The organism is Intrasporangium sp. (assembly GCF_040414665.1).
GTDB lineage: Bacteria > Actinomycetota > Actinomycetes > Actinomycetales > Dermatophilaceae > Intrasporangium.
The window spans coordinates 12,615-36,800 of the sequence record NZ_JBEDUL010000109.1; the positions used below are offsets into that span (position 1 = coordinate 12,615).

Sequence of the window (24,186 nt, forward strand, 5' to 3'; positions counted from 1 at the left end):
GATGCGCGTCACGGCGCTGACGCTCTACCCCGTCAAGTCGCTCGAGGGTGTCGCGCTGGAGGCGTCATCGCTCGATGCGCGCGGTCTGCGCGGCGACCGCCGCTGGGGCCTCGTCGATGCGTCGGGCAGCAAGGTCACGGCGCGTGAGGTCACGGCGCTGCTCGGTCTGACGGCCGAGCCGGCCGACCGGGCCCAGCAGGCCGAGCCGGCCCACCCAGCCCAGCAGGCCGACCCAGCCCAGCGGGCCGGTGTCGGGGGTGCAATCCGGCTGAGGGACCGGGCCGGCGACTCCATCGTCGTCGCGGAACCACGCCATGCGACGCCCATCCTCGTCGACCACAGCGGACAGGGGACCGCCCGGCCGGCCGCTCCGGAGGTGCACGAGTGGATCTCGCACCGCGTCGGGGCCGAGCTGCGGCTGGTGTGGCAGGACGACACATCCCACCGTCCTGTCCGGCGGGATCGCGGCGGACGGGACGGGGACACGAACTCCCTTGCTGATGCGGCCCCGATCCTGCTGACGACCGGCTCATCCCTTGGCCGACTCAACGAGTGGCTCGCGGAGGCTGGGGCCGCACCGATCGACCACGCGCGCTTCCGGCCCAACGTCGTGGTCGACGGGACGGAGCCGTTCGCCGAGGACGGCTGGGACCGGATCCGCATCGGCGACGCGACCTTCCACCGGACGATGGTCTGCGACCGCTGTGTCATGACGACCATCGACCGCCAGACGCTCCGGACGACCAAGGAGCCGATCCGCACGCTCGCACGACACCGGAAGTGGGACGGTGCGACCTGGTTCGGCATCCGGCTCGCGCCTGACCTGCCGCTCCCGGCTGGTGCGCGGCTGCGAGTCGGTGACGACGTCAGGGAATCGGGAGGTCCTTGAGCACGACCTTCTCTCCGGTGTGGCGCTCGCTCAGCGTCGCCAGCGCCTGGCGCACCGTCTTGGCGAACAGATGCGATCCCTTGAGGCTGGGGTGGATCCGGTCGGACTGGAGCTGATCGGGGTGGTCTCGCACCGCTGCAGCCCAGTCGGCCACGACGACGTTGGGCCGCGACGCGGCGGCAGCTTCGAGGGCGGCGTTGTCATCGTCGATACGGGCAAAGGGCCCCATGAGGTTGACAAGAACGACCATGCGCTCGGGACCGAGCGCGTCGAGGGCGGCCGCGACCGCTTGCGCGTCGACTCCGGCGTTCGTGCCGAAGGCCAGGACCACCGCCCGACGGTTCCCCTCGCCGCGCGCCTTGATCGCAGCAAGGCCATCTGACCAGCGTCGGTTGGACCTCGCGTCCATCCTGATGCCGGGGAAGTAGTAGTCGAGCGCGTGGATGCTGCCGACCATCATGGAGTCGCCGTAGCCGTCGATCTGGTTGCCAGTGGGCATGGTGAAGGCGGCCTTCACGGCCGCCGGGGCGGCGGACGTGGTCGCCGCTGGAGCGACGACGGCGGGCGTACCGGTGGAGCCCTGCCGTCGGGGATCCGACTGCGTCGTCCCGGCCGTCGGCGTGGTGGCCCTGGTGGCCGTGATGGACGTGGTCGGGGCGGCCGCGGGTGGGGTCCCGGCAGCGTCCTGGGCCAGCGCCGCGGCCTCATTGGCCTGGAGCATCCGTGCCGTCTCGGACTGGTCGGGTGCGGTCAGCACCACGGTGGTCAGGACGAGCATGGCGGTGAGGGCGGTACCCGCGACGGCCTGCCGGGTCCGCCGGGACCACGACAGGACAAAGACGCCGGTCATCCGCAGCACCCCACCGAACCCGTGCCGACGGAAGGGCGTCTCGACTGCACGATGGGTCAGGTCTGCCAGGGCGAGGGTGACGAGCACGCACCACCCGCGGGTGAGCAGATGGCTCAGGGTTCCGGGGGCCGATGGGTTGTCACGGGCGACGAGCAGGATGACTGGCCAGTGCCAGAGGTAGATGGCGTAGGACCGTTCGCCGGCCCACCGGGCGGCGGGGTGGCCGGTGAGCCGCTGCCATGTGGTGGCCCCGCCCGGTGGGCGGTCGAGCACGCCCAGCACCAGCACACCGGACGCCAGCGAGGCGAGCAGGATCCCCCCGCGGAAGGTCGTCGGGTCGCTCTCGTCGAGGAGCATGAGACAGGCGATCAGGGTCGCTGCGGCGATCGGGACCACCCACCGCCCTGGAGCTCCGAGCCTCGAGGGCCGCATCTGTGCGGACAGGCGCGGGCTGGCCCAGCCGAAGGCGAGCGCCGCGCCGATCATCAGGCCCATGACGTGGGTGTCGGTGCCGTAGTACACGCGCGTGGCGTCCGCGCCCGGCTCGAGCAGCACCGCCATGAGCACGGTTGAGACGGCTGCGATGCCGAGAGCCACGGCCACCCGTGTCCGGGCCGCGGCGAAGGTGACGAGCAGCAGCGTGAGTGCCGGCCAGACGAGGTAGAACTGCTCCTCGACGGCGAGCGACCAGAAGTTCATGAACAGCTGCGGAGCCGTCTGGTCGAAGTAGCTCGAGCCGGCCGTGATCTCCACCCAGTTGGTCGAGAAGGTCAGTGCACCGACGATCTGTCGACCGACATGGACGAGCAGGTCACCGCTCACGAGTCGGGCGATGAGGGTGCTGACGGTCACCGTGACCACGAGCGCCGGCAGCAGCCGGCGGGCCCGGCGCGCCCAGAAGTCCCTGAACGCGATCCGGCCGTTGCGCTTGTGCTCGCGGACGAGCAACGTCGTGATGAGGAATCCGGACACGACGAAGAAGACGTCGACGCCGAGGAAGCCTCCGGGCAGCCACGAGGCGTTGAGGTGGAACACGAGGACGGCAGCGATCGCCAGTGCCCGAATGCCGTCGAGCCCGTCGATCCGGCCGCCCTGACGTGGGTCGCGTGGGGGCGGCGACGACATACCGGGACCCGGCCGCGGCTTCGTCGCCGTGACCGCTCCTGGATCGCGGTGGGCCACCGGGGGTGTGGCCGACGTCGTCACGTGGCTCCCTTCGCGTCAGCGACGGGTGGCCGGCCGGAGCCGGCCTCGCTTGTGAGCATAGGGACGCGTGGGGACAGTGAGGCGGAGGCGCGCAGGACGACGCATCCATTCCGTATGCCGCTGGGCTCACTCCCGACACCCGTTCACTTCGGGGGGCGGTGGCCGCCATACCAACGTGGCCCGGTCGTACCGTGTCCCGCATGAACGAGGCGTCGCGTGTGACCTTCTTCGTCCGTGGCCGAGTCCAGGGCGTCGGCTTCCGGTGGTGGGCCCGGGCACGCGCACTCGAGCTCGGCCTCGTCGGCCACGCCCGCAACTTGGCGGACGGCCGGGTCGAGGTCGTGGCGCAGGGGGACCCCGAGGCGCTGCAGCGGCTCGAGGAGCTGCTGCGCGAGGAACCGACGACGACCCGGCGACCCGGCTACATCCAGTCCGTCGTCGGGCAGCCGGGCAGCACGCGCGAGGACCTCACTGGCTTCGTCGAGCGCTGACCGCGGACGGTGCGATCGCAACGGTGCTCGTGCTGGGCCTCGGCAGAACGGATGAGCCTCGTCCGCCCCTCGGTCGGCGGTCCTCCGAGCGGAGCCGGCTCGCCTAGCCTGTTGCGATGACCGAGCCGGACATGGAGCCTCAGGTGCCCGCCGAGCTGCTCCGGCTCCGGAGCAGCATCGACAACATCGACGCCGCCCTCGTGCACCTGCTCGCGGAGCGATTCAAGTGCACCCAGCAGGTGGGCCGGCTCAAGGCCGAGCAGAACCTGCCCCCGGCGGACCCGGCCCGGGAGGAGCGGCAGATCGCCCGACTGCGTGCCCTCGCCGACGAGGCGGGACTTGACCCGGTCTTCGCCGAGAAGTTCCTCAACTTCATCATCGCCGAGGTCATCCACCACCACGAGCGGATCGCCTCCGGCAACGAGTGACCCGCAACACGCCCGCCTCGAGCGTCATCTCCCCGGCCGTCGGGACTGACGCAGGGTCCGGCCAGGCACCGGGCTCCCACAGGTGTGACCGCTTGATCGCTCGCGCGCACTGGAAGTAGACCCGCTCGACGCTCACCACGAGGACCGAGGCGGGCAGCGCGCCGCGCACCTCGTGCCTCGCCAGCTCGTCCGGGTCCGTCGACACGATCGCCGTCCCCCGCACCCGCAGCTCGTGGCCGACGCCCGGCACGAGGAAGAGCAGCCCGACACGCGGGTCGGCGACGAGGTTGCGCAGCGTGTCGAGCCGGTTGTTGCCACGCCGGTCGGGGATGACGAGGGTCCGTTCGTCGCGCACCCGGACGAACCCGGGGGCGTCGCCACGGGGGGACTGGTCGAGGCCGCCCTGGCCGACCGTCGACACGACGCAGAAGGGTGCGGCCGTGACGAAGGCCGCGTAGGACGGCGTGAGGACTGGCGACTCCTTGCGGACCGATGTTGCCGCAGGTTCGGTGGGGTACACCTCGAGGAGTCGCTCGATGGACGTGATCGTGTGGAGGTCGTTCACTCGATCACTGTAGGTGTCCCACCTCCACCGGCCCGGTTGGGGTGTCGAGGGTCGCGGAGAGTCCGAGCGCCCCCTCCGTGACCACCACCGGGCCCCTGACGCCCCCCAGCGCGTCCCTCACGAGAACCGGCTCATCAGTCGACAGCACCAGCTGGCGCAGCCGAACTCCCTTGTCCGGTAGGAGAGTCGACGGAGGGGGAGTGCGCCAGAGGATGCGCGACGGCGCAAGCCCGCTCAGCGGCATACGGCCATCTGGAGGGACTCCGATGACCCAGCGGTTGTCTCCCCGACTCAGCTCGAGCGGGTCGGCGATCTCGTCGACGGAGTCGACGCGCACCACCCAGTGCACGAGCGCGGGTCCATCGGCGACGCGCTCCCGCATCGCGGCCGTGTCCAGCTCGAACCACCGGGGCCGGTCCGGCGCCAGCGCGTCAGGGTCCACCGCGATGACCTCGAGATAGCTGTCCGGCCCGAGCGAGAGCAGCCGGTTGTGGGTGCCGAAGGCGGCATGCCGGCCGCCCGCGTCCAGGCCCACCCCGAGCCGGTCCGCCACCCACTGCGCGCCTCTTTCGAGGTCATCGGCAGCGACGACGAGGTGGTCGAGCGTGCTCACGCACGCCACCATACGGCCGTATGCCGCTGAGCCGGCTGGGCGCAACCTCCCCGGTTCCGCTCCCGGGGGCTTGTAGTCTGACCGGGATCTCGCGCAGGTGGAGTGCGCGAGTCGCAGCACAGTCGGACGAAGGAACCATCGGGTCGTGTACGTCAAGAGCCTCACCCTGAAGGGCTTCAAGTCCTTCGCATCGGCGACCCACCTGCGGCTCGAGCCCGGCATCACGTGCATCGTCGGCCCGAACGGCTCGGGCAAGTCCAACGTCGTCGACGCGCTCGCCTGGGTGATGGGGGAGCAGGGTGCCAAGTCCCTGCGCGGCGGCAAGATGGAGGACGTCATCTTCGCCGGCACGGCGGGGCGCGCACCGCTCGGGCGCGCCGAGGTGGCCCTGACCATCGACAACACCGATGGCGCGCTGCCCATCGACTACACCGAGGTGACGATCTCGCGGACGATGTTCCGCAACGGCGGCTCGGACTACGCCATCAATGGCACGCCCTGCCGGCTGCTCGACATCCAGGAGCTGCTCTCCGACAGCGGCATCGGCCGTGAGATGCACGTCATCGTCGGCCAGGGGCAGCTCGACACGGTGCTCCGGGCCACGCCGGAGGAGCGTCGCGGCTTCATCGAGGAGGCGGCCGGCGTCCTCAAGCACCGCAAGCGCAAGGAACGCGCGCTGCGCAAGCTCGAGACGATGGAGGCCAACCTGACCCGCGTGCAGGATCTCACCGGTGAGATCCGACGCCAGCTCGGCCCGCTGGGACGTCAGGCGGAGACGGCGCGCAAAGCGGCGGTGATCCAGACCGAGGCCCGCGACGCCCGCCTGCGGTTGCTCGCCGACGACCTCGTCCAGCTCACGTCGACCCTCGAGCAGGAGGTGGCCGACGAGACGGCGCTCATCCAGCGGCGGACCGAGGTGGAGGAGGCCATGGCCGGCCTGGCCCAGCGGCTTGCTGCGCTCGAGGCCGCCGCAGAGGAGGCGCGCCCGGCGTTGGCGGTTGCGCAGGACCAGTACGTGGCCGTTAGCCGCCTCGTCGAGCGCATGGCGTCGACCCTCTCGCTCGCGTCCGAGCGCGTGCGCCTGCTCAGCGAGGACGATGGCGACGGACAGGAGGCCGGCCAGTCGACCCGCGATCCGGATCAGCTGCGCGCGCAGGCCGCCGCGGTTCGCGAGCAGGAGGAGGTCCTGCGCGCCGAGCTGGAGGAGGTCAGCGCGGCCCTCGAGGAGGCTGTCCTCGCCCGCACCGAGGCCGAGCGCCAGCACGCGGAGGAGACCTCCCGGCTCGCCCGGGTGGCGCGTGCCGCGGCCGACCGCCGTGAGGGCCTGGCCAAGCTCGGCGGGCAGGTCGGCGCCAAGGCGTCCCGGATCGAGGCGCGCGAGGCCGAGATCGGGCGGCTCCGCTCCACCGCCGAGCAGGCGCTCGCACGTGCCGCGGAGGCGGAGCGGGAGTTCGCGCGTCTCGAGGCGGGTGTCGCCCGGGAAGAGGAGGGTGAGGAGGGGCTTGACACCGCGTACGAGCAGGCGGCGGCAGAGCTCGAGTCAGCCGAGGCCGGGCTCGCGACCTGGCGGGAGGCTGAGTCAGCCGCAGACCGGGCCCGGACGACCGCGGCGGCACGGGTCGAGACGCTCGAGCTCAGCCTCAGCCGCAAGGACGGCGCCGCGGCCCTCCTCGCTGCGGCCCAGGAGGATCTCGAGTCGCACGGGATCATCGGCTCCGTGGCCTCCCTCGTGAGCGTCGACCCCGGACTCGAGAACGCGGTCGCCGCCGCGCTCGGCCCGGCGGCCGAGGCGCTCGCGGTCCACTCGCTCGACGCCGCAGCCCGGGCCCTCGACAGCCTCCGGGCAGACGACGCCGGGCGCGCGAGCCTGCTCGTCGCGGAGGCCGCATCGTCGGTCGACCCGTCCACGTGGCCGGCTCTCGACCGCGGGGCCCGGTGGGCGCGGGACGTCGTGCAGTGTGCCGAGTCGGTGCGCCCAGCGGTGGACCAGGCGCTCGAGCGGGTCGCTCTGGTCGACAGCGCTGCCGAGGCAACGCGCCTCGTCCGGACCCATCCAGGGGTGACCGCGGTGACGCGCGAGGGCGACGTCTACGCGCCCGGCCTCGTGCGCGGTGGCAGCCTCAGCGCACCCAGCCTGCTCGAGCTCCAGGCTGCGCTCGAGACGGCACAGGCCGAGGTGGCGCGCGCGACCAGGGACGGCGAGCAGGCGCGGTTCGCGGTGGCCGCCGCCGAGTCGTCGCGAGCCGCACTGAGCGAACGGGTCGAGGCGTGCCTCGAGCGCCTCCATGAGAGCGACGCCCGGATGTCCGCCGTTGCCGAGCGGCTCGGCTCCCTCGGACAGACGCTGCGCGCGGCGCGCGCCGAGGTGGAGCGCACCGAGAAGGCGATCGCCGACGCACGCTCCGCGCTCGAGGCGGACCAGGCCGCGCATGCCGTGCTGCTCGACCGCCTCGACGCGGCGAGCGCCGACGGCGACGTGCAAGCCGAGCCGTCGACGGAGGAGCGCGAACGGCTCGACGACCTCGCCCGGGAGGCCCGTGCAGCGGAGACCGAGCTGCGCCTCGGGCTGCGCACTCGCGAGGAGCGTGCCCGAGCCCTGCGCGACCGTGCCGATGCCCTGGAGCGGAACGCGCGACAGGAGGAGGAGGCCCGGCAGCGGCTGGCGGCGCGGCGGGCCCGGCGGCAGCGTGAGGCCCGGGTGGCCGAGGCGGTTCGCGTCGCGGCCGAGTGGGCACACGCCCTGCTCGTCGACTCGGCCGAGGAGGCGGACACCGTCCGACGCGCCGCCGAGGCCGCCCGCAACGAGCGCGACGCCGAGCTGGCTCTCGTGCGGCGTGACATCACGACCCTGCAGAACGAGCTGCGCGAGCTCACCGACAGCGTCCACCGCGATGAGGTCGCCCGGGCGCAGCAGCGCCTGCGGATCGAGCAGCTCCAGCAGAGGGCCGTCGAGGAGCTGGGCATCTCGCCCGAGTCCCTCGTCGAGGAGTACGGCCCGCACCAGCTCGTGCCCGCCGTGCCGGACCCCGACGCCGACCCGGAGGCGCCGCTGCCCGATCCGGGGCCGTTCGTCCGCGAGGCGCAGGAGAAGCGGCTCCGGCAGGCCGAGCGCAAGCTGAACGCCCTGGGGCGGATCAACCCACTGGCCCTGGAGGAGTACTCCGCCCTGGAGGAGCGGCACAAGTTCCTGACCGAGCAGCTCGAGGACCTCAAGAGCTCGAAACGCGACCTGCTCGACATCGTCAAGGAGGTCGACGAGCGCGTCGAGCGGGTCTTCGCCCAGGCGTTCGAGGACACGGCCGTCCAGTTCGAACGAGTCTTCCAGCGGCTCTTCCCCGGCGGCGAGGGACGGCTCGTCCTCACCGACCCGTCGAACCTGCTGACGACCGGGCTCGAGGTCGAGGCCCGCCCGCCGGGCAAGAAGATCAAGCGCCTGTCGCTGCTCTCCGGTGGCGAGCGCTCCCTCGTGGCGGTGGCCCTGCTCGTCGCGATCTTCAAGGCGCGACCCTCGCCCTTCTACATCATGGACGAGGTCGAGGCGGCCCTCGACGACGCCAACCTCGGGCGCCTCCTCACGCTATTCGAGGAGCTGCGCGACAGCTCCCAGCTCATCGTCATCACCCACCAGAAGAAGACGATGGAGATCGCCGATGCCCTCTACGGCGTGAGCATGCGCGGGGACGGCGTGACGACGGTGGTCTCGCAGCGCCTTCGGGACGTCGCCACCCAGCAGTCGGCCTGACCGCTCGCTCGTCGTCGACTGTGCACTTCGCGCCAGTCGCCGTGGGAGCAATGACGGGACCACAGTCCGGATACGCCGAGTGTCCACGCACAGACACGACGGCTGGTCCCGTCGATCTCCCTCAGGCGCCGGCATCAATTGCACACTCGACGCAGGGGGTGGGCGGGGTGCCCCTCTCACCGGAGGGCTCCGTCGGCCGGCCGTGATTGGATGGACGACGTGGAAAACCTCTGGCTCTACGTGATCATCGGCGTCGTCATCCTCGCCCTGGGGGTTGGCGCCGTCGTCGGCCTCGTGCGCGGGCGAGGCCGCCCGGAGCGGGAGGTCGACGCGCCGCCCTCGGCCGGGCTGCCGGGGCTGCCCACGGAGGAGCTCGAGCGGCAGCCGGAGACGGAGGCGCCACCCTCGGGGACCGTCACGACCGAGGTCCCGGAGGAGACCCTTCCACCCATCTCCGAGCCGCTGCCGACCATCGAGCGCCCGGAGTCTGCGCGCGGCCGCCTCCAGCGCCTCCGTGCCCGGCTGGCCCGGTCCAACACGGCTCTCGGCAAGGGGCTGCTGGCGCTGTTGTCGCGCGGTCGGCTCGACGAGGAGGCCTGGGAGGACGTCGAGGACACGCTCATCGGGGCCGACCTCGGCGTCGAGGCGACCGAGGAGCTCATCGCGTCACTGCGGACCAAGGTGAAGGTCGACGGGACGACCGACGAGGCCACCGCCCGCGAGTGGCTCAAGGAGGACCTGCTCCGTCTCGTCCAACCCGACATGGACCGTCGCATCGCGTCGTCCCGCGTCGGCGTGCGCCCCGCCGTCATCCTCGTCGTCGGCGTCAACGGCACCGGCAAGACGACGACGGTCGGCAAGCTGGCCCGCGTCCTCGTCGCCGAGGATCGGGACGTGCTGCTCGGTGCCGCGGACACGTTCCGCGCCGCGGCCGCTGACCAGCTCGACACGTGGGGCGCTCGCGTCGGAGTGCCGACCGTCCGGTCCGACAGGGAGGGCGCCGACCCTGCCGCCGTCGCCTTCGACGCCGTCAGGGCAGGCATCGAGCAGGAGGTCGATGTCGTCATCATCGACACGGCGGGACGCCTGCACAACAAGGTCGACCTGATGAACGAGCTGGGCAAGGTCAAGCGAGTCATCGAGAAGCAGAGCGAGATCGACGAGGTGCTCCTCGTGCTCGACGCCACGACAGGCCAGAACGGGCTGCAGCAGGCGAAGGTCTTCGCCGAGGCCGTGGACGTCACCGGCATCGTGCTGACCAAGCTCGACGGCACGGCCAAGGGCGGCATCGTCGTCGCCGTCCAGCGCCAGCTCGGCGTGCCGGTCAAGCTCGTGGGACTCGGTGAGGGGCCGGATGACCTGGCGCCGTTCGACCCGGAGGCCTTCGTCGACGCCATCGTGGAGTGAGCCGGAGGGCCGCTCAGCCAGGACACGCGTCCACATCGTGGGCGGGTCCTTCGTGCGAAACGCAGCACTAACAGTCCGGGCGCGTTGTTGACACGGACGTAACACGCCGCGCGAGCCGTCGAAACGGGTCCTCAACAGGATCCTCGACATGGAAAACGCACTCAACAGCGGCGACACCGCCTGGATGCTCATCAGCGCCTCGCTGGTGCTGCTGATGACTCCCGGCCTCGCCTTCTTCTACGGCGGCATGGTGCGCGCGAAGTCCGTCCTCAACATGATGATGATGTCGTTCGGCGCGATCGGCGTCGTCGGTGTCGTCTACGTCCTGTGGGGCTACTCGATGTCCTACGGACCGACGTCCATCGGTGGGCTCTTCGCCAACCCCTTCGACTGGTTCGGCCTCAACGGCACGATCACCGACTCCTCAGGGCAGTACATCCTGACCGGCTCCTATCCGGCCATTGTCAACGTCGCCTTCCAGATCACCTTCGCCATCATCACCGTGGCACTCATCAGCGGCGCCATCGCCGACCGGGCCAGGTTCGGCACGTGGCTCGTGTTCGCCGGCGTCTGGGTCACGCTCGCCTACTTCCCCCTCGCCCACATGGTCTGGGGGGGCGGCCTGCTCTCCGGTTCGGTCGACGGCTTGGCGGCCAAACTGTTCGGGGTCACCGGCACCGGCGCGGACGCCGCGGCGGCGGTGGCCCCGATCGACTTCGCCGGCGGCACGGTCGTCCACATCAACGCCGGCATGGCCGCCCTGGTCCTCGCTCTCGTCGTGGGCAAGCGCAAGGGCTTCGGCAAGATCGCGATGCGTCCGCACAACCTGCCCTTCGTCATGCTGGGTGCGGCCCTCCTGTGGTTCGGCTGGTTCGGGTTCAACGCCGGCTCGGCGCTCGCCGCCAACGGCACGGCCGGGCTCGCCTGGATCAACACGACTGCAGCGACGTGTGCCGCGATGCTCGGCTGGCTCATCACGGAGAAGCTGCGTGACGGGCACGCCACCTCGCTCGGCGCCGCATCGGGAGTCGTCGCCGGCCTCGTCGCCATCACGCCGGCTGCCGGTGCGCTCTCCCCCGTCGGGTCGCTCGCTCTCGGGCTCGTCGCCGGCGCGCTCTGTGCCGTCGCTGTCGGCCTCAAGTACCGTCTGGGCTACGACGACTCGCTCGACGTCGTCGGCGTCCACCTCGTCGCCGGTCTGTGGGGAACCGTCGCGATCGGGCTCCTCGGCACCGACACGGGCCTCTTCTACGGCGGCGGCATCCGGCAGCTCGTCGTGCAGGCCGTCATCGCACTCGTCGCGGTTGCCCTCTCGGGGCTCGTCACCACCGTCGTCGCCATCGGCCTGAAGGCAACCATGGGCTGGCGCGTCTCCGAGGACGACGAGACGGCAGGCATCGACCAGAACGTCCACGCCGAGACCGGCTACGACTGGGGCAGCCTCGGCGCCGCGATCGGTCGTGGCGCTGGACCGGCCGCACCGGCCGCCACACCGGCAGTCCCCAAGGAGGTCAACGCATGAAGCTCGTCACCGCCATCATCAAGCCGCACCAGCTCGACGACACCAAGGAGGCTCTCGAGGCCTTCGGGGTCACCGGGATGACGATCAGCGAGGCCAGCGGCTACGGCCGCCAGCGTGGCCACAGCGAGGTCTACCGCGGCGCCGAGTACACCGTCGACTTCGTCCCGAAGGTTCGGCTCGAGGTGCTCGTCGACGACATCGACGCGTCGGACGTCATCGAGGTGATCCTCAAGTCGGCCCAGACCGGTCGGATCGGCGACGGGAAGATCTGGTCGGTCCCCGTCGACGAGGTGGTCCGGGTCCGCACAGGGGAGCGGGGCCCGGCCGCACTCTGACCGCGGCTCCCCGAGACAGCGGGCTCCCGATCGAACCGGAGTGGCCCGACCCTTCGAGAGAACGGCCCGGCGAGGACCACATGAGCGATGTGACGACACGACGACTGGACCTCGCCGGGACCCGCGGTTTCGCGACCCCGGGGGCGGGGCGCGACCGCCGACGGGCGATCGCGGAGTTCGGCTTCGGCTGGCTGCAGGACCTCTGGCGCGAGGCCTGTGCCGGCCGGCGCCACGAGGGCGTCTCCCTCGCGGCGGTCGGCTCGCTCGCCCGCGGCGACGGTGGGCCGTTGAGCGACTACGACCTCGTCCTCGTTCACCACCCTCGGGGCCTGTCGGGCAAGGAGGTCGGTGCGTTCGCAGATCGGCTCTGGTATCCGATCTGGGATGCCGGGGTGCGGCTCGACCACAGCGTCCGCACCGTCGCGGAGTGCAGGGCGGTGGCGTCGGCCGACCTCTCTGCTGCGATGGGCCTGCTCGACCTCACCCACGTCGCCGGTGACGCCGACGTGGTGAACGCCGCACGGTCCACGGTGGCGCACGACTGGCGGGCCAACGCCCGGACCCGGCTCCCGGAGCTCCAGGAGTCCGTCCTGTCAAGACATGCGAGGCACGGCGATCTGGCCCACCTCGTCGAGCCGGACCTCAAGGAGGCACACGGCGGCCTCCGCGACATGACCGTCCTCCGAGCCCTGACGGAGGCGTGGCTCACGGACCGGCCGCACGGCGAGGTGGACGAGGCGTACGAGCGCATCCTCGACGTCCGCGATGCCATCCACGTCGTCACCGGTCGGGGCCGCGACCGGCTCACCCGAGAGGACCAGGACGCCTGCGCCGCGCTGCTCGGCCACCCGGACGCGGACGCCATGCTCACCGAGCTGTCGGGGTCGGCGCGCATCATCGCCTATGCGGTGGACGGCACGCTCCGACGGGGGCTCCAGTCGCAACGAGCTCGCACCCTGCGGGTCGGCCCGCGGCGACCGCAGCTCGTGCCCCTCGGCTTCGGGTTGTACCGCCACGACGGCGAGGCGGTCCTCGGGCCTTCTGCCGACGTCACGTCCGACCCGGTCATCCCGTTTCGAGCTGCCGTCGTCGCGGCTCGCAACGCCATCCCGCTCTCGCCGGCCACGCTGCGCAATCTCGCCGCCCACTCGCCGAGCCCGGGTGAGCCCTGGCCGGAGGCTGCCCGCGGTGTCTTCGCCGACCTCCTGGCGGCGGGTCCTGGTCTCGTCACGGTGTGGGAGGGGCTCGACCTCGCCGGGATCGTGGAGCGGTGGATCCCCGAATGGGCCGCCGTGCGGAGCCGGCCCCAGCGCAACGCGGTACACCGGCACACCGTCGACCGGCATCTCGTCGAGACCGTCGTGGCCGCGAGCGGCTTCGTGCGGGACGTCGCCCGACCCGACCTGCTCGTCCTCGCAGCCCTGCTCCACGACATCGGCAAGGTTGCGGGCGCCATGGACCACTCCCGCACTGGAGCCGGTCTGGCCGACCGCATCCTGCGCCGGATGGGGACGAGCGACCGGGACCGGGAGGTCGTCGTCCGGCTCGTCCGTGAGCACCTCACCCTCGTCGAGCTCGCCACGCGGCGCGACCCGGAGGACCCGTCGACGATCGCGGTCCTCTCGGAGGCCGTCGGCGGATCGGCCATGACCCTCGACCTGCTCCGCGCTCTGACCGAGGCTGACGCGTCGGCCGCTGGGCCGAAGGCCTGGACCGACTGGCGAGCCGGTCTCGTCGCCCGGCTCTACGCGGCGTGCCGTGCGGCTCTCCTCGCTGCGAACGGCGCTGAAAGTACCTGCGCGGTCGAGCCGGTCGAGCCGGTCGAGTTGTTGGTCCTCGGTCCGGATGCGCTCGACAAGGTCGCCGTCGGAGACCCCCACGTCACCGTGACGTCGATGGGCGGCGCCTACCGCGTCGACATCGTCGACCGAGACCGGGTGGGCCTGTTCGCCGACAGTGCCGGCCTGCTCGCCTCGCACGGCTTCGTCGTTCGGTCCGCACTCGTCCGGACCATCGATGGCGTGGCCGTCAACGAATGGTGGGTCGACTCGCCAGGGGGCGAGCGGCCCCTGCCCGACACCATCGCCCGCGACCTGGTCCGGATCGGCTCCGGTGACCGCTCACCTCTCGGTCGTCTGCAGCGGCGGAAGGCAACCGCTGCGATCGGGACCGGACCGGTCCGCAGTCCCGGCTCGGGAGCCCCCGACTCGACTCGGGCCATCGTGGTCAGCGGCGCCTCGGCATCGGCCACAGTCATCGAGGTCCGGGCGACCGACCGCCCGGGACTGCTCCAAGACATCGGCATCACCCTGGCCCGCGCCGCACTGGTCGTCCGCTCGGCACACATCGCGACCTATGCCGGGCAGACCCTCGACACGTTCTACGTCACCGAGTTCGGCGGTGGCCGGTTGGCCCCGGCGAGGGCGGCCCAGGCGGTGGCCATGATCATCGACACCTGCGACGGAGCGTGACCCATCTCTGGGCGGGAGGCGCGGGAGCGAGCGTGCGTCGGGAAGCGAGCTCAGCGGCATACCGAATGGTCGTGGGACCCAGCCGAATCGGAACTGCACGCTCCAACGGCTAAAGTTGCCGGGTGTTCGCAACCCTGTCTGATCGGCTGACCGCCACCTTCAAGAACCTCCGCGGCAAGGGCCGCCTCTCGGAGTCCGACGTCAACAAGGCGATCCGGGACATCCGTCTGGCGCTCCTCGACGCCGACGTGGCGCTGCCCGTCGTCAAGCGGTTCACGCATGCGGTTCGCGAGCGCGCGCTCGGTGAAGAGGTCAACCAGGCGCTCAACCCCGCGCAGCAGGTCGTCAAGATCGTCAACGAGGAGCTCGTCGCGATCCTCGGTGGCGAGACGCGACAGATCCGGTTCGCCAAGAGCCCGCCGACCGTCATCATGCTCGCGGGCCTGCAGGGCTCCGGCAAGACGACGTTCGCCGGCAAGCTGGGCCGTTGGCTCAAGGACCAGGGCCACACGCCGCTGCTCGTCGCAGCCGACCTCCAGCGCCCGAACGCCGTCATGCAGCTCGAGGTCGTCGGTGAGCGGGCGGGTCTGAAGGTCTTCGCTCCGGAGCGGGGCAACATCGGCGGCCACGACGCGGTCGCGGAGTCGGGGGAGGGAACGCGAAGCTTCGGCGATCCGGTCGCCGTGTCGCGGGCCGGCGTCGAGCACGCCCGCGCCCAGCAGCACGACGTCGTCATCGTCGACACCGCTGGCCGTCTCGCGGTCGACGCGAACCTCATGCAGCAGGCCGCCGACATCCGCGAGGCGATCCAGCCGGACGAGGTCCTGTTCGTCATCGACGCGATGATCGGACAGGCCGCCGTCGAGACGGCGCAGGCCTTCCACGAGGGTGTTGCCTTCACCGGCGTCGTCCTGTCCAAGCTCGACGGCGACGCGCGCGGTGGTGCGGCCCTGTCGATCCGAGAGGTGACCGGCGAGCCGATCATGTTCGCCTCGGTGGGTGAGAAGGTCACCGACATCGAGGTCTTCCACCCGGACCGCATGGCCGGGCGCATCCTCGACATGGGTGACGTGCTCACGCTCATCGAGCAGGCCGAGAAGGCGTTCGACAAGCGCCAGGCCGACGAGATGGCGCGCAAGTTCCTCGCCGAGGAGGACTTCACCTTCGAGGACTTCCTCCAGCAGATGAACGCCATCAAGAAGATGGGTTCGCTCAAGTCGATGCTCAAGATGATGCCGGGCATGCAGCAGATGCGCGCCCAGCTCGACTCCTTCGACGACCGCGAGTTCGACCGGGTCGAGGCGATGGTCCGCTCGATGACGCCGTTCGAGCGCACTCATCCGAAGCAGATCAACGGGTCACGGCGGGCCCGCATCGCCAAGGGCTCCGGGGTCACCGTGACCGACGTCAACCAGTTGCTCGAGCGGTTCCGCGACGCGCAGAAGATGATGAAGTCGCTGGCTCGCGGCGGCGGTGGGGGCCTGCCGGGGGTGCCCGGTTCCGGCAAGCGCGGTCGCCAGCAGCCGCAGCGCAAGAAGAGCAAGAGCGGCAACCCGGCCAAGCGAGCGGCGGAGGAGCGGGCTGCCGCCCAGCGGGCCGCCGAGGGTCGGAGCAAGGCCGCAGCGTCGGCGTTCGGCATGCCGCGCGCCGGTCAGGACGGTGGCGACCCCATGGCCGACCTCGACCTGTCCAAGCTGCCCAAGGGTTTCGACAAGTTCCTCGGCAAGAACTAGGGACCGCTATCCGGGGTGGCCGGGCGTCACCAGCCCGGTCTCGTAGCCGAAGACCACGGCCTGAGTACGGTCGCGGAGCCCGAGCTTCGTCAGGATCCGCGTGACGTGGGTCTTGACGGTCGCCGGGCTGATGAACAGCCTTGCAGCGATCTCGTCGTTGCTCAGCCCCCGGGTCAGCTGGACCAGGATCTCGCGCTCGCGAGCGGTGAGCGGGGCCAGCATCGCGGGGTCGCGGGTCGGCGCGGCCGTGAACCTCTCGATCAGGCGTCGCACGATCGTGGGTGCCAGCAGCGCGTCACCGCGGGCGACCCCGGTGATGGCGTGCAGCAGGTCCGGCGGGTCGATCTCCTTGAGGAGGAACCCGGAGGCACCCGCCCGCAGCGCCTCCACCACCTGTCTGTCCTCCCCGAACGTCGTCAGCATGAGCACCCGCGTGCCGGCGTCGGTGCCGGCGATCCGTCTGGTGGCCTCGATCCCGTCCATCACCGGCATGCGGATGTCCATCAGCGCGACGTCGGGCCGCGTCCGTGCCACGAGGTCCAAGGCCTGGCGGCCGTCCGCAGCCTCGCCCACGACCTCGACCTCCGCTGCCTGGTCGAGGATCATCCGCAGCCCGGCACGGACGAGGGACTGGTCGTCGATGATCACCACGCTCGTCATGCTCACGTCACGCTCACGTCCCGCTCGTCGTCATCGTGGATCGTTCGTCATCTCTCGTCCGTGGTCCACGTCGGTAGCCGCGCCTCGACCAGGAAGCCGTTGGAGACCGGGCCCGCCGTCAGCGTGCCGCCGCACGACCGCGCTCGCTCGGTCATCCCGATGATCCCGCGCCCCGTGTGCGCAGCGTCCCGTCGGCCGGCACCGCCCACATCGGCTGCCGCACGATCCCCCACGCCGGCAGGCTCCTGCATCGCGCTGTGCACCGCGACGGTGACCTCGGTGGGGGTGCGCCGCAGATCGACCCGCACCGGACCGCAGCCGTGCCGTAACGCGTTCGTCAGCGACTCCTGCACGATGCGGTACGCGGCGAGATCGGTCGCCGAGGGCGTCGAGTCCCGCGGTTCCCCGCCTGCGGCCGTCGCCCCCAGGTCGAGCTCGAGCGTCACATCGACGCCGGCCCTGCGGTTCTGCTCGACGAGGTCCGGGATGTCGAGCAGACCGCTCGTGGGCGGCGCGGAGGCGGCGATGACGTCGCCGTCCAGACCGATCAGGTAGCGGACCTCGGCCAGTGCGGCCTTGCCTGACTGCCGCGCGGAGCGGACCGCCGCGCGGGCGCGGACCGGGTCGGTATCCAGGTTCTGCTCCGCGGCGCCGAGCTGAAGCACCATCAGCCCGAGCGTGTGCCCCAGCACGTCGTGCACCTCGCGCGCGATCCGAGTCCTCTCGTCGTCGACGGCGTCCCTCGCGTGTCGCTCCTTCTCGGCGCGCGCCAGCTCGGCGTCGTCCTCGGCCCGAGCCCGGCCCGACTCCGAGCGACGCACGGCGTACCCGGCCAGCCACGGGCCGACGGTGATGACCGTTGTCAGCAGCATGCTGGGCACGTCGAAGCCCGTGGTCGTGATCACCGAGCCGAGCACACAGGCCATTGCCCAGACCAGGCCGGCCCGCGGGTGCGCGCCCGGCCCGTACCGTGCGACCGAGTACACCGTGATCCAGAGCGCGAGGATCGCCGCATGTCCCTGACTCGTCACGTCGGCACCCAGGCCGCCTTCGAGGAGGATGACGGTCCAGCTCACGACGACCGCGGCCAGCGGGACGATGCGTCGCAGCGCCACCGGCAGCGTGATGCCGATCATCAGCACCACGGACGCCAGGCCCGCCGCCTCGTACCACAGCTGCGCGACACCGAGAACGGCCAGCCCGCAAGCCAGCACCGCATCCAGCAGCGGAGGACGTCGGAACCGGGTCACGCGCCAACCGTAGGGCGGCAACCCGTCGTGGGCATCGGCGGTCCGGCTGACTGGACGTACATCGCAGGTCGGACCCGGTTCAGCTCCGGTGGCGACGACGGCGTGGTGCATCGCTCCTACCTTCGAGACGTCATCTGCCGAACCCCGATGAGGGGGTCGGGCTGCACGACCTCAATCAGGAGAACCATGAACACCCTCTCGACACGCTGGGCCGCGATCGGCTCGGTCATCGGACTCGCTGGAGTCGTCATCCTGACGACGCTGCCGAGCGCCGACGACAGCGCGCTCGCCGCGATCGCCGCTGCGTCCACGAGCTTCCTGCTCGGCAACGCACTCACCTTCGTGGGGACGGCACTGATCGGAGCCGGCCTGCTCGTCATCGGGCACCACTGCGCTCGTCACGGCCACCGGGCATCCGCCGCCTTCTCACGGATCGCCGGCGTCGGCTGGTTGCTCCACACGGCGCTGATCGCGCACAACGCGGTGTCGTACGAGCTGGCCTTGCTGCCCGACCGCGCGGCCGCGACCGACCTCAAAACGCAGATCTATGCCGGGCCGGTCTTCCTGGGCCTGCTCGTGCCGATGCTGGCGCTGAGCGTGGTCGGCACGATCGGAACCGGCATCACCCTGTGGCGCGCCGGTCACGCGCCGATCTGGGCCGCCGCCAGCCTCGTGCTGGCGATGATCAGCGACTTCGTCGCACCCGAGGCGGTCTCCGGGGTGCCGACCTTCGTCCTGCTGCTCGCAGGGTTCGTCGGGCTTCGGGGGATCGGGTCTCCGGTCGACGGCCGGACGGCCCATGCCGGGCCGGGCAGGTCGACGGAACCGGCACTGTCCGGGCTCGATCACGGCTGATCATTCGCTACCCCTGACCGAGGATCAGCGGCATACGGACCATCGGGCCGTATGCCGCTGAGCTGGGTTCCACGACCACGTCGGCTCTCACCTCGGCGGAGTTCCGAGTGGGGCGGGTGTCGAAAAGGGCACGTCGGGCGTCGGATCGCAGCCTGGTCGGGACCTGAGCACGGACCCGTGCGGTGCCGCGATGGTGAAGCGCTCGGCGTGGGTAGGGTCTGGGCATGAGTGCGCCGGTACTTCATGTCCGTGGTCAGATCCTCGTGGGGAGGGACGCCGACGCCACCCGCGACGACGTCTGGGTCGTCGACGGCAAGGTGTCGTTCACGCCGCCCCAGTCCGGCACCGATGTCCAGACCGTCGACGGTTGGGTGCTGCCCGGACTCGTCGACGCGCACTGTCACGTCGGCCTCGACCCCCACGGCGCGGTTCCTCGGGAGGTTGCCGAGGAGCAGGCGCTCACCGACCGCGACGCCGGCACGCTGCTCATCCGTGATGCGGGCCAGCCGGGTGACACGCGGTGGGTGGACGATCGCGAGGACCTGCCGAAGATCATCCGCGCCGGGCGCCACATCGCGCGGACCCGCCGCTACATCCGCAACTACGCCCACGAGGTCGAGGAGGACGAGCTCGTCGAGCACGTGCGGCTCGAGGCGCACCGGGGTGACGGCTGGGTCAAGCTCGTCGGCGACTGGATCGACCGCGAGGTCGGCGACCTCGCTCCGAGCTGGTCGCGCCGGGCCGTCGCAGACGCCGTCGCCGCGGCGCACGAGGAGGGCGTCCGTGTCACCGCCCACTGCTTCGGCGAGCAGTCGCTCCGGGACCTCGCGGATGCCGGCATCGACTGCGTCGAGCACGCGACCGGGCTCCAGGAGGACACGATCGACCAGTTCGCTCGCCAGGGCATCGCCATCGTCCCGACTCTCGTCAACATCGCGAACTTCCCGGCCTTGGCGGCGCCCGCGGCTGAGAGGTTCCCGGCCTACCACCAGCACATGCTCGACCTCCATGCTCGACGCCACGCGACCATCGGCACGGCGCACGAGGCCGGCATCCCGATCTTCGTCGGCACTGACGCGGGCGGCAGCCTCCCGCACGGTCTCGTGGCCCAGGAGATGCTTGAGCTGACCCGGGCGGGGCTCTCGACCATCGAGGCTCTCGATGCCGGCGTCTGGGGGGCCCGGGCGTGGCTCGGACGGCCCGGCATCGAGGAGGGCGAGGACGCCGACTTCGTCGTCTACGGAGCAGACCCTCGCGAGGACGTGACGGTGGTCGCCGAGCCCAAGGGCATCGTCCTGCGAGGCCGCCTTGTCCGCTGACTCAGTCGTCCTCGCCGCCGTCCGCGGGGACCGGGTCGAGGTCCGCCCGCCGTCCGCTGCGGACCAGCCGGCCTACGCGGCGGCGGTCACGCGGTCGGCGGCTCGGCTGTCGGAGTTCGCCGTCCCGGACCCGCACAACCTGCCGGCAGTCATCGCGAGCCAGTCCCCGACCTATCGCACCTTCATGGTTCATGCCCTGGAGCCGAAGGGCGATCACGGCCTCGTGGGGCGCGCCAATGTCAGCAACGTCGTCCGGGGGGCGTTCCACAGCGCGAGCATCGGCTATGACGCCTATGACCCCTACGTCGGCCAGGGTCTCTTCGCCGAGGGGCTCCAGCTCATCCTCGACCTCGTCTTCGCCGACGAACCCCAAGGCATGGGGCTGCACCGGATCGAGGCCAACATCCAGCCGGCGAACGTCCGATCCGCCGGCCTCGTTCGGTCCCTCGGCTTCGTGCACGAGGGGTTCTCCAGGGACTTCCTCCATCTCCCCGGCCACGACGGCCGCCGCGCGTGGCGGGACCACGACCGCTACACCATGCTCTCGCCCGACTGGCCAGCCGTGCCCTATCGCCACCCGGTCGCCCGGCGCCTCGTGGCCGTGGTTGCGGGACTGCCGGCCATGGCGCCGACCGGGCTGGCTCCCCAGCTGGCCGTCGAGCTCGGCGTGCCGCTCTACTCGACGTCGAAGGTGGGGCCGCCGGCGGCCCTGTTCGAGCTGCTGCGCAGCTCATCCATCGGCGGAGTCGTGGAGGGCAAGCTGGCCGGACCGGAGCTGCGCATGGGGCTCGCGCGTGCCGGAGTCGACCCAGCCGTCGCTCCCGTCTTCGAGGCAATGGAGGACGCGAGCAAGCGAGACGTCGTCGAGAGGGCGCTCCGGGTTCGGGCCGCCTTCGCCGTGCAGGAGCGGTGAACGGGCGCTCCGGAACCCGAAGGATGACCCGGTGCCCGCCCGCGAGCGTCCGGGACACCGCTGCGCGTCTGGCACAATGGTCGGCTGTACCCGTCGGGCCAGGACCCTCTCGCCTGATCTGGACGCCTACACCGAGCGTCGGCTCCCCGCGTGTTCCCCACCCGGTCTTGCCGTGCTCACAACCAAGAAACAGGAGACACCACACCAGTGGCAGTCAAGATTCGTCTGAAGCGCATGGGCAAGATCCGTGCACCGTTCTACCGCGTCGTCGTCATGGACTCCCGCACCAAGCGTGATGGCCGTGCGATCGAGGAGATCGGCAAGTACCACCCGACCGAGGAGCCCTCGCTCATCGAGATCGACATGGACCGCGCGAACTACTGGATCGGCCAGGGCGCCCAGCCCACGGAGGCGGTCGCCGCCCTCCTCAAGGTCATCAACGACGGCACGCTCAAGACCAAGGAGCAGGGTCCGTCGAAGAAGGAGCGCTACGAGGCCGCCCTCGCAGCCGCCGGCAAGGCCACGGACAATTCGCCGGCCCCGCGCAAGAAGGCCGCCAAGAAGGCCGACGGCCCCTCGGAGACCGCCGAGCAGGTCGCCGACGACACCGCCACGTCGGAGACCTCTGAGAAGAGCGAGTCCTGAGCATGCTCGAGGAGGCGCTCGAGCACCTCGTCAAGGGCATCGTCGACCACGACGAGGACGTCGTCGTGCGCCGCAAGGAGCTTCGCCGCGGCGAGCTGCTCGAGGTGCGGGTCCATCCCGACGACCTCGGTCGGGTCATCGGTCGATCCGGCCGCACGGCCAGCGCCCTGCGCACCGTTGTCAGCGCGCTCGCGGGCAACGGAAACATCCGCGTCGACATCGTCGACACGGACCGCCTGCGCTGAGCGTCACCTTCAGGTGAGTGGGGCGTCCCGGGTTTCCGGGGCGCCCCTTCGCATTCCAGCCGTATGCCGCTGAGCTCGGTCGCGTGGTCACGCGCGGCTCCACGGGGGCTCAGATCGTCGACAGCACCTCGTTGAGTGCCTCGGTCGAGGACGGATGGGTGTAGATCGTGTCGCGCAGCTCGGTCGCGGTGACGTCGTGACGCATCGCGAGGGCGACCAGGTTGACGATCTCCTGGCTGTCGACACAGAAGATGGTGGCGCCGAGGACGAGGTCCGTCTTGGCATCGACGACGACCTTGATCATGCCGCGCGCGTCGCCGACGATCCGTGCGCGCGGCATCGCCGCGATCGTGTCGACGCGCTTCGCGGCGACCTTGATCTCGAAGCCCTCCTCACGCGCCTCCTGCTCGGTGAGCCCGACCTGGGCGAGCGGGGGAGTGATGAAGGTCGTTGCCGGGACGGCGCGGCGGTCCGTCGTCGCGCGCGCTCCGTCGGCGACCAGCTGCTCGCGCACGATGCGGAAGTCGTCCAGTGACACATAGGTGAACTGGGGGCCGCCGTTGACGTCGCCCAGCGCCCAGACGCCGTTGGCCGTGGTCCGCAGGTGCTCGTCGACGAGGATCGCCCCCTTCTCGGTGACCGCGACCCCAGCAGCCTCGAGGTCGAGCCCGGCGGTGTCAGGTCGTCGTCCGAGGGCGGCGAGCACGAGGTCGGCCTCGATGGTCCGCTTCTCGTTGCCTGTCGTCAGGTGGACGGCGGCGGTCGACCCGTCGTCCGAGATGTGGTCGACGGTGGCGCCGAGGATCACCTCGATGCCCGAATCGGCGAGAACGGACGCGACGAGGTCGGCCACGTCCCGGTCCTGGCTCGGAAGCAGGTCGGGGACCGCATCGACGACGGTCACCGTCGACCCGAACGTGGCGTAGGCGGCGGCGAGCTCGAGCCCGATCGAGCCGGCGCCCACGACGGCGAGCCGAGGTGGCAGCTCGGTCAGGTCGATGAGCTCGGTGGACGTGACCACCCGTGGTCCGTCGAGGCCGGGGATCGGCGGCAGCACGGGGACCGAGCCCGTCCCGATGAAGACCTTCTCGCCGCGCACGGAGACCGTCTCGTTGCCGGCACTCACCTCGAGCTCTCGCCTCCCCACGAAACGGGCGCGACCCGTGATCACCGTCGCCGTCTCGTGCGAGTCGACCATCGTGTAGTTCCTGCCTCGGAGCAGGGCGGTCAACGCGTTCTTGCGCTCGATCGCGTCGGCGTAGCGCGCCGCGGGGGCTCCTGCCCCTGACGGATGGTTCGCCGACTCGACGAGCGCCTTGGTGGGCACGCAACCGATGTTGATGCAGGTCCCCCCGTACATGCGATCGGACTGCTCGATCATGAGCACGCTCTCGCCCCGGGCAGCAAGGAACGCCGCCAGCGTCTTGTTGCCCTTTCCCCATCCGATGAAGACCGCGTCGTAGCTCGCCGGTTCGCCCATCCAGTAACGGTACTGACAGGATTTGGGAATGAGCATCGTGCTGGCGCGGATCGGCAAACCCCACGGGCTGCGTGGTGAGGTCACCGTCCAGCTGCACACCGACGAGCCGGAGCGACGGTTTGCCGTCGGGGAGGTCGTCGACACCGAGGCGGCGCGAGGGTCGGGCGTGCCCCTGCAGCTCACGATCCGATCGACCCGCGTGCACAACGGGGTCTGGCTGCTCGCGTTCGAGGAGATCCCGGACCGCACCGGTGCCGAGGGCCTTCGCGGCGCGCGCCTGGTCCTCGACGAGGCGGAGGCCGCAACCGACCCGGACGAGGAGGCATGGTCCGAGGACGAGCTGCTGGGCCTGCAGGTCCGCGACCCGGCAGGGCAGGTGCTGGGCGAGGTGACCGGGCTCGAGGTCGGGTCCGCCCAGGACCGGCTCGTCATTGAGCTGACCGACGGGGTCACGGCCTACGTGCCGTTCGTCGAGGCCATCGTGCCGACCATCGCCGAGGACCATGTCGTCGTCGACGCGCCCCCGGGCCTCTTCGACCTGTACCGCGAATCGGGGGAGTGAGGTCG

21 protein-coding genes are annotated in these 24,186 nt (G+C 71.0%); 15 read left to right on the plus strand and 6 right to left on the minus strand.

The annotated features are described in order from the left end of the window. Position 1 precedes the first annotated feature (1 nt). Entirely contained in the window at positions 2–889 is an 888-nt protein-coding gene (locus ABF401_RS11705) for an MOSC domain-containing protein (RefSeq protein WP_353509739.1), read from the plus strand. On the opposite strand, the gene ABF401_RS11710 is transcribed toward ABF401_RS11705, so the two are convergent. Continuing rightward, positions 867–2,945: an acyltransferase family protein gene (locus tag ABF401_RS11710; protein WP_353509740.1), complete on the minus strand. Its 2,079-nt coding sequence runs from the start codon at positions 2,943–2,945 to the stop codon at positions 867–869. The genes ABF401_RS11705 and ABF401_RS11710 overlap by 23 nt on opposite strands. A gap of 200 nt (positions 2,946–3,145) precedes the next feature. Between ABF401_RS11710 and ABF401_RS11715 the strand changes: the two genes are divergently transcribed. Both ABF401_RS11715 and ABF401_RS11720 read left to right on the plus strand, forming a co-directional pair. Beyond that, entirely contained in the window at positions 3,146–3,436 is a 291-nt protein-coding gene (locus tag ABF401_RS11715; RefSeq protein ID WP_353509741.1) for an acylphosphatase, read from the plus strand. Positions 3,437–3,552: 116 nt separating this feature from the next. Beyond that, on the plus strand, positions 3,553–3,864 hold the full coding sequence (locus ABF401_RS11720; protein ID WP_353509742.1) for a chorismate mutase: 312 nt from the start codon (positions 3,553–3,555) through the stop codon (positions 3,862–3,864). On the opposite strand, the gene ABF401_RS11725 is transcribed toward ABF401_RS11720, so the two are convergent. Continuing rightward, positions 3,824–4,429: an MSMEG_1061 family FMN-dependent PPOX-type flavoprotein gene (locus ABF401_RS11725; protein WP_353509743.1), complete on the minus strand. Its 606-nt coding sequence runs from the start codon at positions 4,427–4,429 to the stop codon at positions 3,824–3,826. The genes ABF401_RS11720 and ABF401_RS11725 overlap by 41 nt on opposite strands. A 4-nt stretch (positions 4,430–4,433) precedes the next feature. After that, complete coding sequence (locus ABF401_RS11730) at positions 4,434–5,042, minus strand: VOC family protein (protein ID WP_353509744.1); 609 nt, start codon at positions 5,040–5,042, stop codon at positions 4,434–4,436. 145 nt (positions 5,043–5,187) lie between these two features. Between ABF401_RS11730 and smc the strand changes: the two genes are divergently transcribed. The 6 genes from smc to ffh all read left to right on the plus strand — a co-directional run bounded on the left by smc (position 5,188) and on the right by ffh (position 16,252). Continuing rightward, positions 5,188–8,784, plus strand: coding sequence for a chromosome segregation protein SMC (gene smc / locus ABF401_RS11735; protein ID WP_353509745.1), 3,597 nt, complete (start codon positions 5,188–5,190; stop codon positions 8,782–8,784). Between the two features lie 210 nt (positions 8,785–8,994). Further along, positions 8,995–10,191, plus strand: coding sequence for a signal recognition particle-docking protein FtsY (gene ftsY / locus ABF401_RS11740; protein ID WP_353509746.1), 1,197 nt, complete (start codon positions 8,995–8,997; stop codon positions 10,189–10,191). A gap of 148 nt (positions 10,192–10,339) precedes the next feature. Beyond that, positions 10,340–11,713: an ammonium transporter gene (locus ABF401_RS11745; RefSeq protein WP_353509747.1), complete on the plus strand. Its 1,374-nt coding sequence runs from the start codon at positions 10,340–10,342 to the stop codon at positions 11,711–11,713. After that, on the plus strand, positions 11,710–12,048 hold the full coding sequence (locus ABF401_RS11750; protein ID WP_353509748.1) for a P-II family nitrogen regulator: 339 nt from the start codon (positions 11,710–11,712) through the stop codon (positions 12,046–12,048). The genes ABF401_RS11745 and ABF401_RS11750 overlap by 4 nt, the downstream gene beginning before the upstream one ends. An 80-nt stretch (positions 12,049–12,128) precedes the next feature. Then, complete coding sequence (locus ABF401_RS11755) at positions 12,129–14,519, plus strand: [protein-PII] uridylyltransferase (RefSeq protein WP_353509749.1); 2,391 nt, start codon at positions 12,129–12,131, stop codon at positions 14,517–14,519. Between the two features lie 122 nt (positions 14,520–14,641). Continuing rightward, positions 14,642–16,252 (plus strand): signal recognition particle protein, encoded by a 1,611-nt coding sequence (ffh, locus tag ABF401_RS11760; protein ID WP_353509750.1) that lies wholly within the window; start codon positions 14,642–14,644, stop codon positions 16,250–16,252. A 6-nt stretch (positions 16,253–16,258) separates the two neighbouring features. Here ffh and ABF401_RS11765 read toward each other — a convergent pair whose 3' ends face one another. Both ABF401_RS11765 and ABF401_RS11770 read right to left on the minus strand, forming a co-directional pair. Beyond that, entirely contained in the window at positions 16,259–16,912 is a 654-nt protein-coding gene (locus ABF401_RS11765) for a response regulator (RefSeq protein WP_353509751.1), read from the minus strand. A gap of 47 nt (positions 16,913–16,959) precedes the next feature. Beyond that, positions 16,960–18,162: a sensor histidine kinase gene (locus ABF401_RS11770; protein ID WP_353509752.1), complete on the minus strand. Its 1,203-nt coding sequence runs from the start codon at positions 18,160–18,162 to the stop codon at positions 16,960–16,962. A 186-nt stretch (positions 18,163–18,348) separates the two neighbouring features. Here ABF401_RS11770 and ABF401_RS11775 point away from each other — a divergent pair, with 186 nt between their 5' ends. From ABF401_RS11775 to ABF401_RS11795, 5 genes are all read left to right on the plus strand, one after another. Next, complete coding sequence (locus ABF401_RS11775; RefSeq protein WP_353509753.1) at positions 18,349–19,017, plus strand: hypothetical protein; 669 nt, start codon at positions 18,349–18,351, stop codon at positions 19,015–19,017. Between the two features lie 224 nt (positions 19,018–19,241). After that, a complete protein-coding gene (locus ABF401_RS11780) occupies positions 19,242–20,336 on the plus strand; it encodes an amidohydrolase family protein (protein WP_353509754.1) in 1,095 nt (364 codons plus the stop codon). Further along, positions 20,326–21,249: a GNAT family N-acetyltransferase gene (locus tag ABF401_RS11785; protein WP_353509755.1), complete on the plus strand. Its 924-nt coding sequence runs from the start codon at positions 20,326–20,328 to the stop codon at positions 21,247–21,249. The genes ABF401_RS11780 and ABF401_RS11785 overlap by 11 nt, the downstream gene beginning before the upstream one ends. 207 nt (positions 21,250–21,456) lie before the next feature. Then, positions 21,457–21,894, plus strand: coding sequence for a 30S ribosomal protein S16 (gene rpsP / locus ABF401_RS11790; protein ID WP_353509756.1), 438 nt, complete (start codon positions 21,457–21,459; stop codon positions 21,892–21,894). Positions 21,895–21,896: 2 nt separating this feature from the next. Next, positions 21,897–22,139, plus strand: coding sequence for an RNA-binding protein (locus tag ABF401_RS11795; RefSeq protein WP_353509757.1), 243 nt, complete (start codon positions 21,897–21,899; stop codon positions 22,137–22,139). 109 nt (positions 22,140–22,248) lie between these two features. On the opposite strand, the gene ABF401_RS11800 is transcribed toward ABF401_RS11795, so the two are convergent. After that, positions 22,249–23,619, minus strand: coding sequence for an FAD-dependent oxidoreductase (locus ABF401_RS11800; RefSeq protein ID WP_353509758.1), 1,371 nt, complete (start codon positions 23,617–23,619; stop codon positions 22,249–22,251). Positions 23,620–23,647: 28 nt separating this feature from the next. On the opposite strand from ABF401_RS11800, the gene rimM reads away from it, so the two are divergent. Continuing rightward, positions 23,648–24,181: a ribosome maturation factor RimM gene (gene rimM, locus ABF401_RS11805; RefSeq protein ID WP_353509759.1), complete on the plus strand. Its 534-nt coding sequence runs from the start codon at positions 23,648–23,650 to the stop codon at positions 24,179–24,181. Positions 24,182–24,186: the final 5 nt, after the last annotated feature.

Excerpts from the sequence above, each read along its gene's own strand:
- ABF401_RS11705 (WP_353509739.1), top strand. The coding sequence starts at position 2 with ATGCGCGTCACGGCGCTGACGCTCTACCCCGTCAAGTCGCTCGAGGGT.
- ABF401_RS11715 (WP_353509741.1), top strand. The coding sequence starts at position 3,146 with ATGAACGAGGCGTCGCGTGTGACCTTCTTCGTCCGTGGCCGAGTCCAG.
- ABF401_RS11720 (WP_353509742.1), top strand. The coding sequence starts at position 3,553 with ATGACCGAGCCGGACATGGAGCCTCAGGTGCCCGCCGAGCTGCTCCGG.
- ftsY (WP_353509746.1), top strand. The coding sequence starts at position 8,995 with ATGGACGACGTGGAAAACCTCTGGCTCTACGTGATCATCGGCGTCGTC.
- ABF401_RS11745 (WP_353509747.1), top strand. The coding sequence starts at position 10,340 with ATGGAAAACGCACTCAACAGCGGCGACACCGCCTGGATGCTCATCAGC.
- ABF401_RS11750 (WP_353509748.1), top strand. The coding sequence starts at position 11,710 with ATGAAGCTCGTCACCGCCATCATCAAGCCGCACCAGCTCGACGACACC.
- ABF401_RS11755 (WP_353509749.1), top strand. The coding sequence starts at position 12,129 with ATGAGCGATGTGACGACACGACGACTGGACCTCGCCGGGACCCGCGGT.
- ABF401_RS11765 (WP_353509751.1), bottom strand. The coding sequence starts at position 16,912 with ATGACGAGCGTGGTGATCATCGACGACCAGTCCCTCGTCCGTGCCGGG.
- ABF401_RS11775 (WP_353509753.1), top strand. The coding sequence starts at position 18,349 with ATGAACACCCTCTCGACACGCTGGGCCGCGATCGGCTCGGTCATCGGA.
- ABF401_RS11780 (WP_353509754.1), top strand. The coding sequence starts at position 19,242 with ATGAGTGCGCCGGTACTTCATGTCCGTGGTCAGATCCTCGTGGGGAGG.
- ABF401_RS11795 (WP_353509757.1), top strand. The coding sequence starts at position 21,897 with ATGCTCGAGGAGGCGCTCGAGCACCTCGTCAAGGGCATCGTCGACCAC.
- ABF401_RS11800 (WP_353509758.1), bottom strand. The coding sequence starts at position 23,619 with ATGGGCGAACCGGCGAGCTACGACGCGGTCTTCATCGGATGGGGAAAG.
- rimM (WP_353509759.1), top strand. The coding sequence starts at position 23,648 with ATGAGCATCGTGCTGGCGCGGATCGGCAAACCCCACGGGCTGCGTGGT.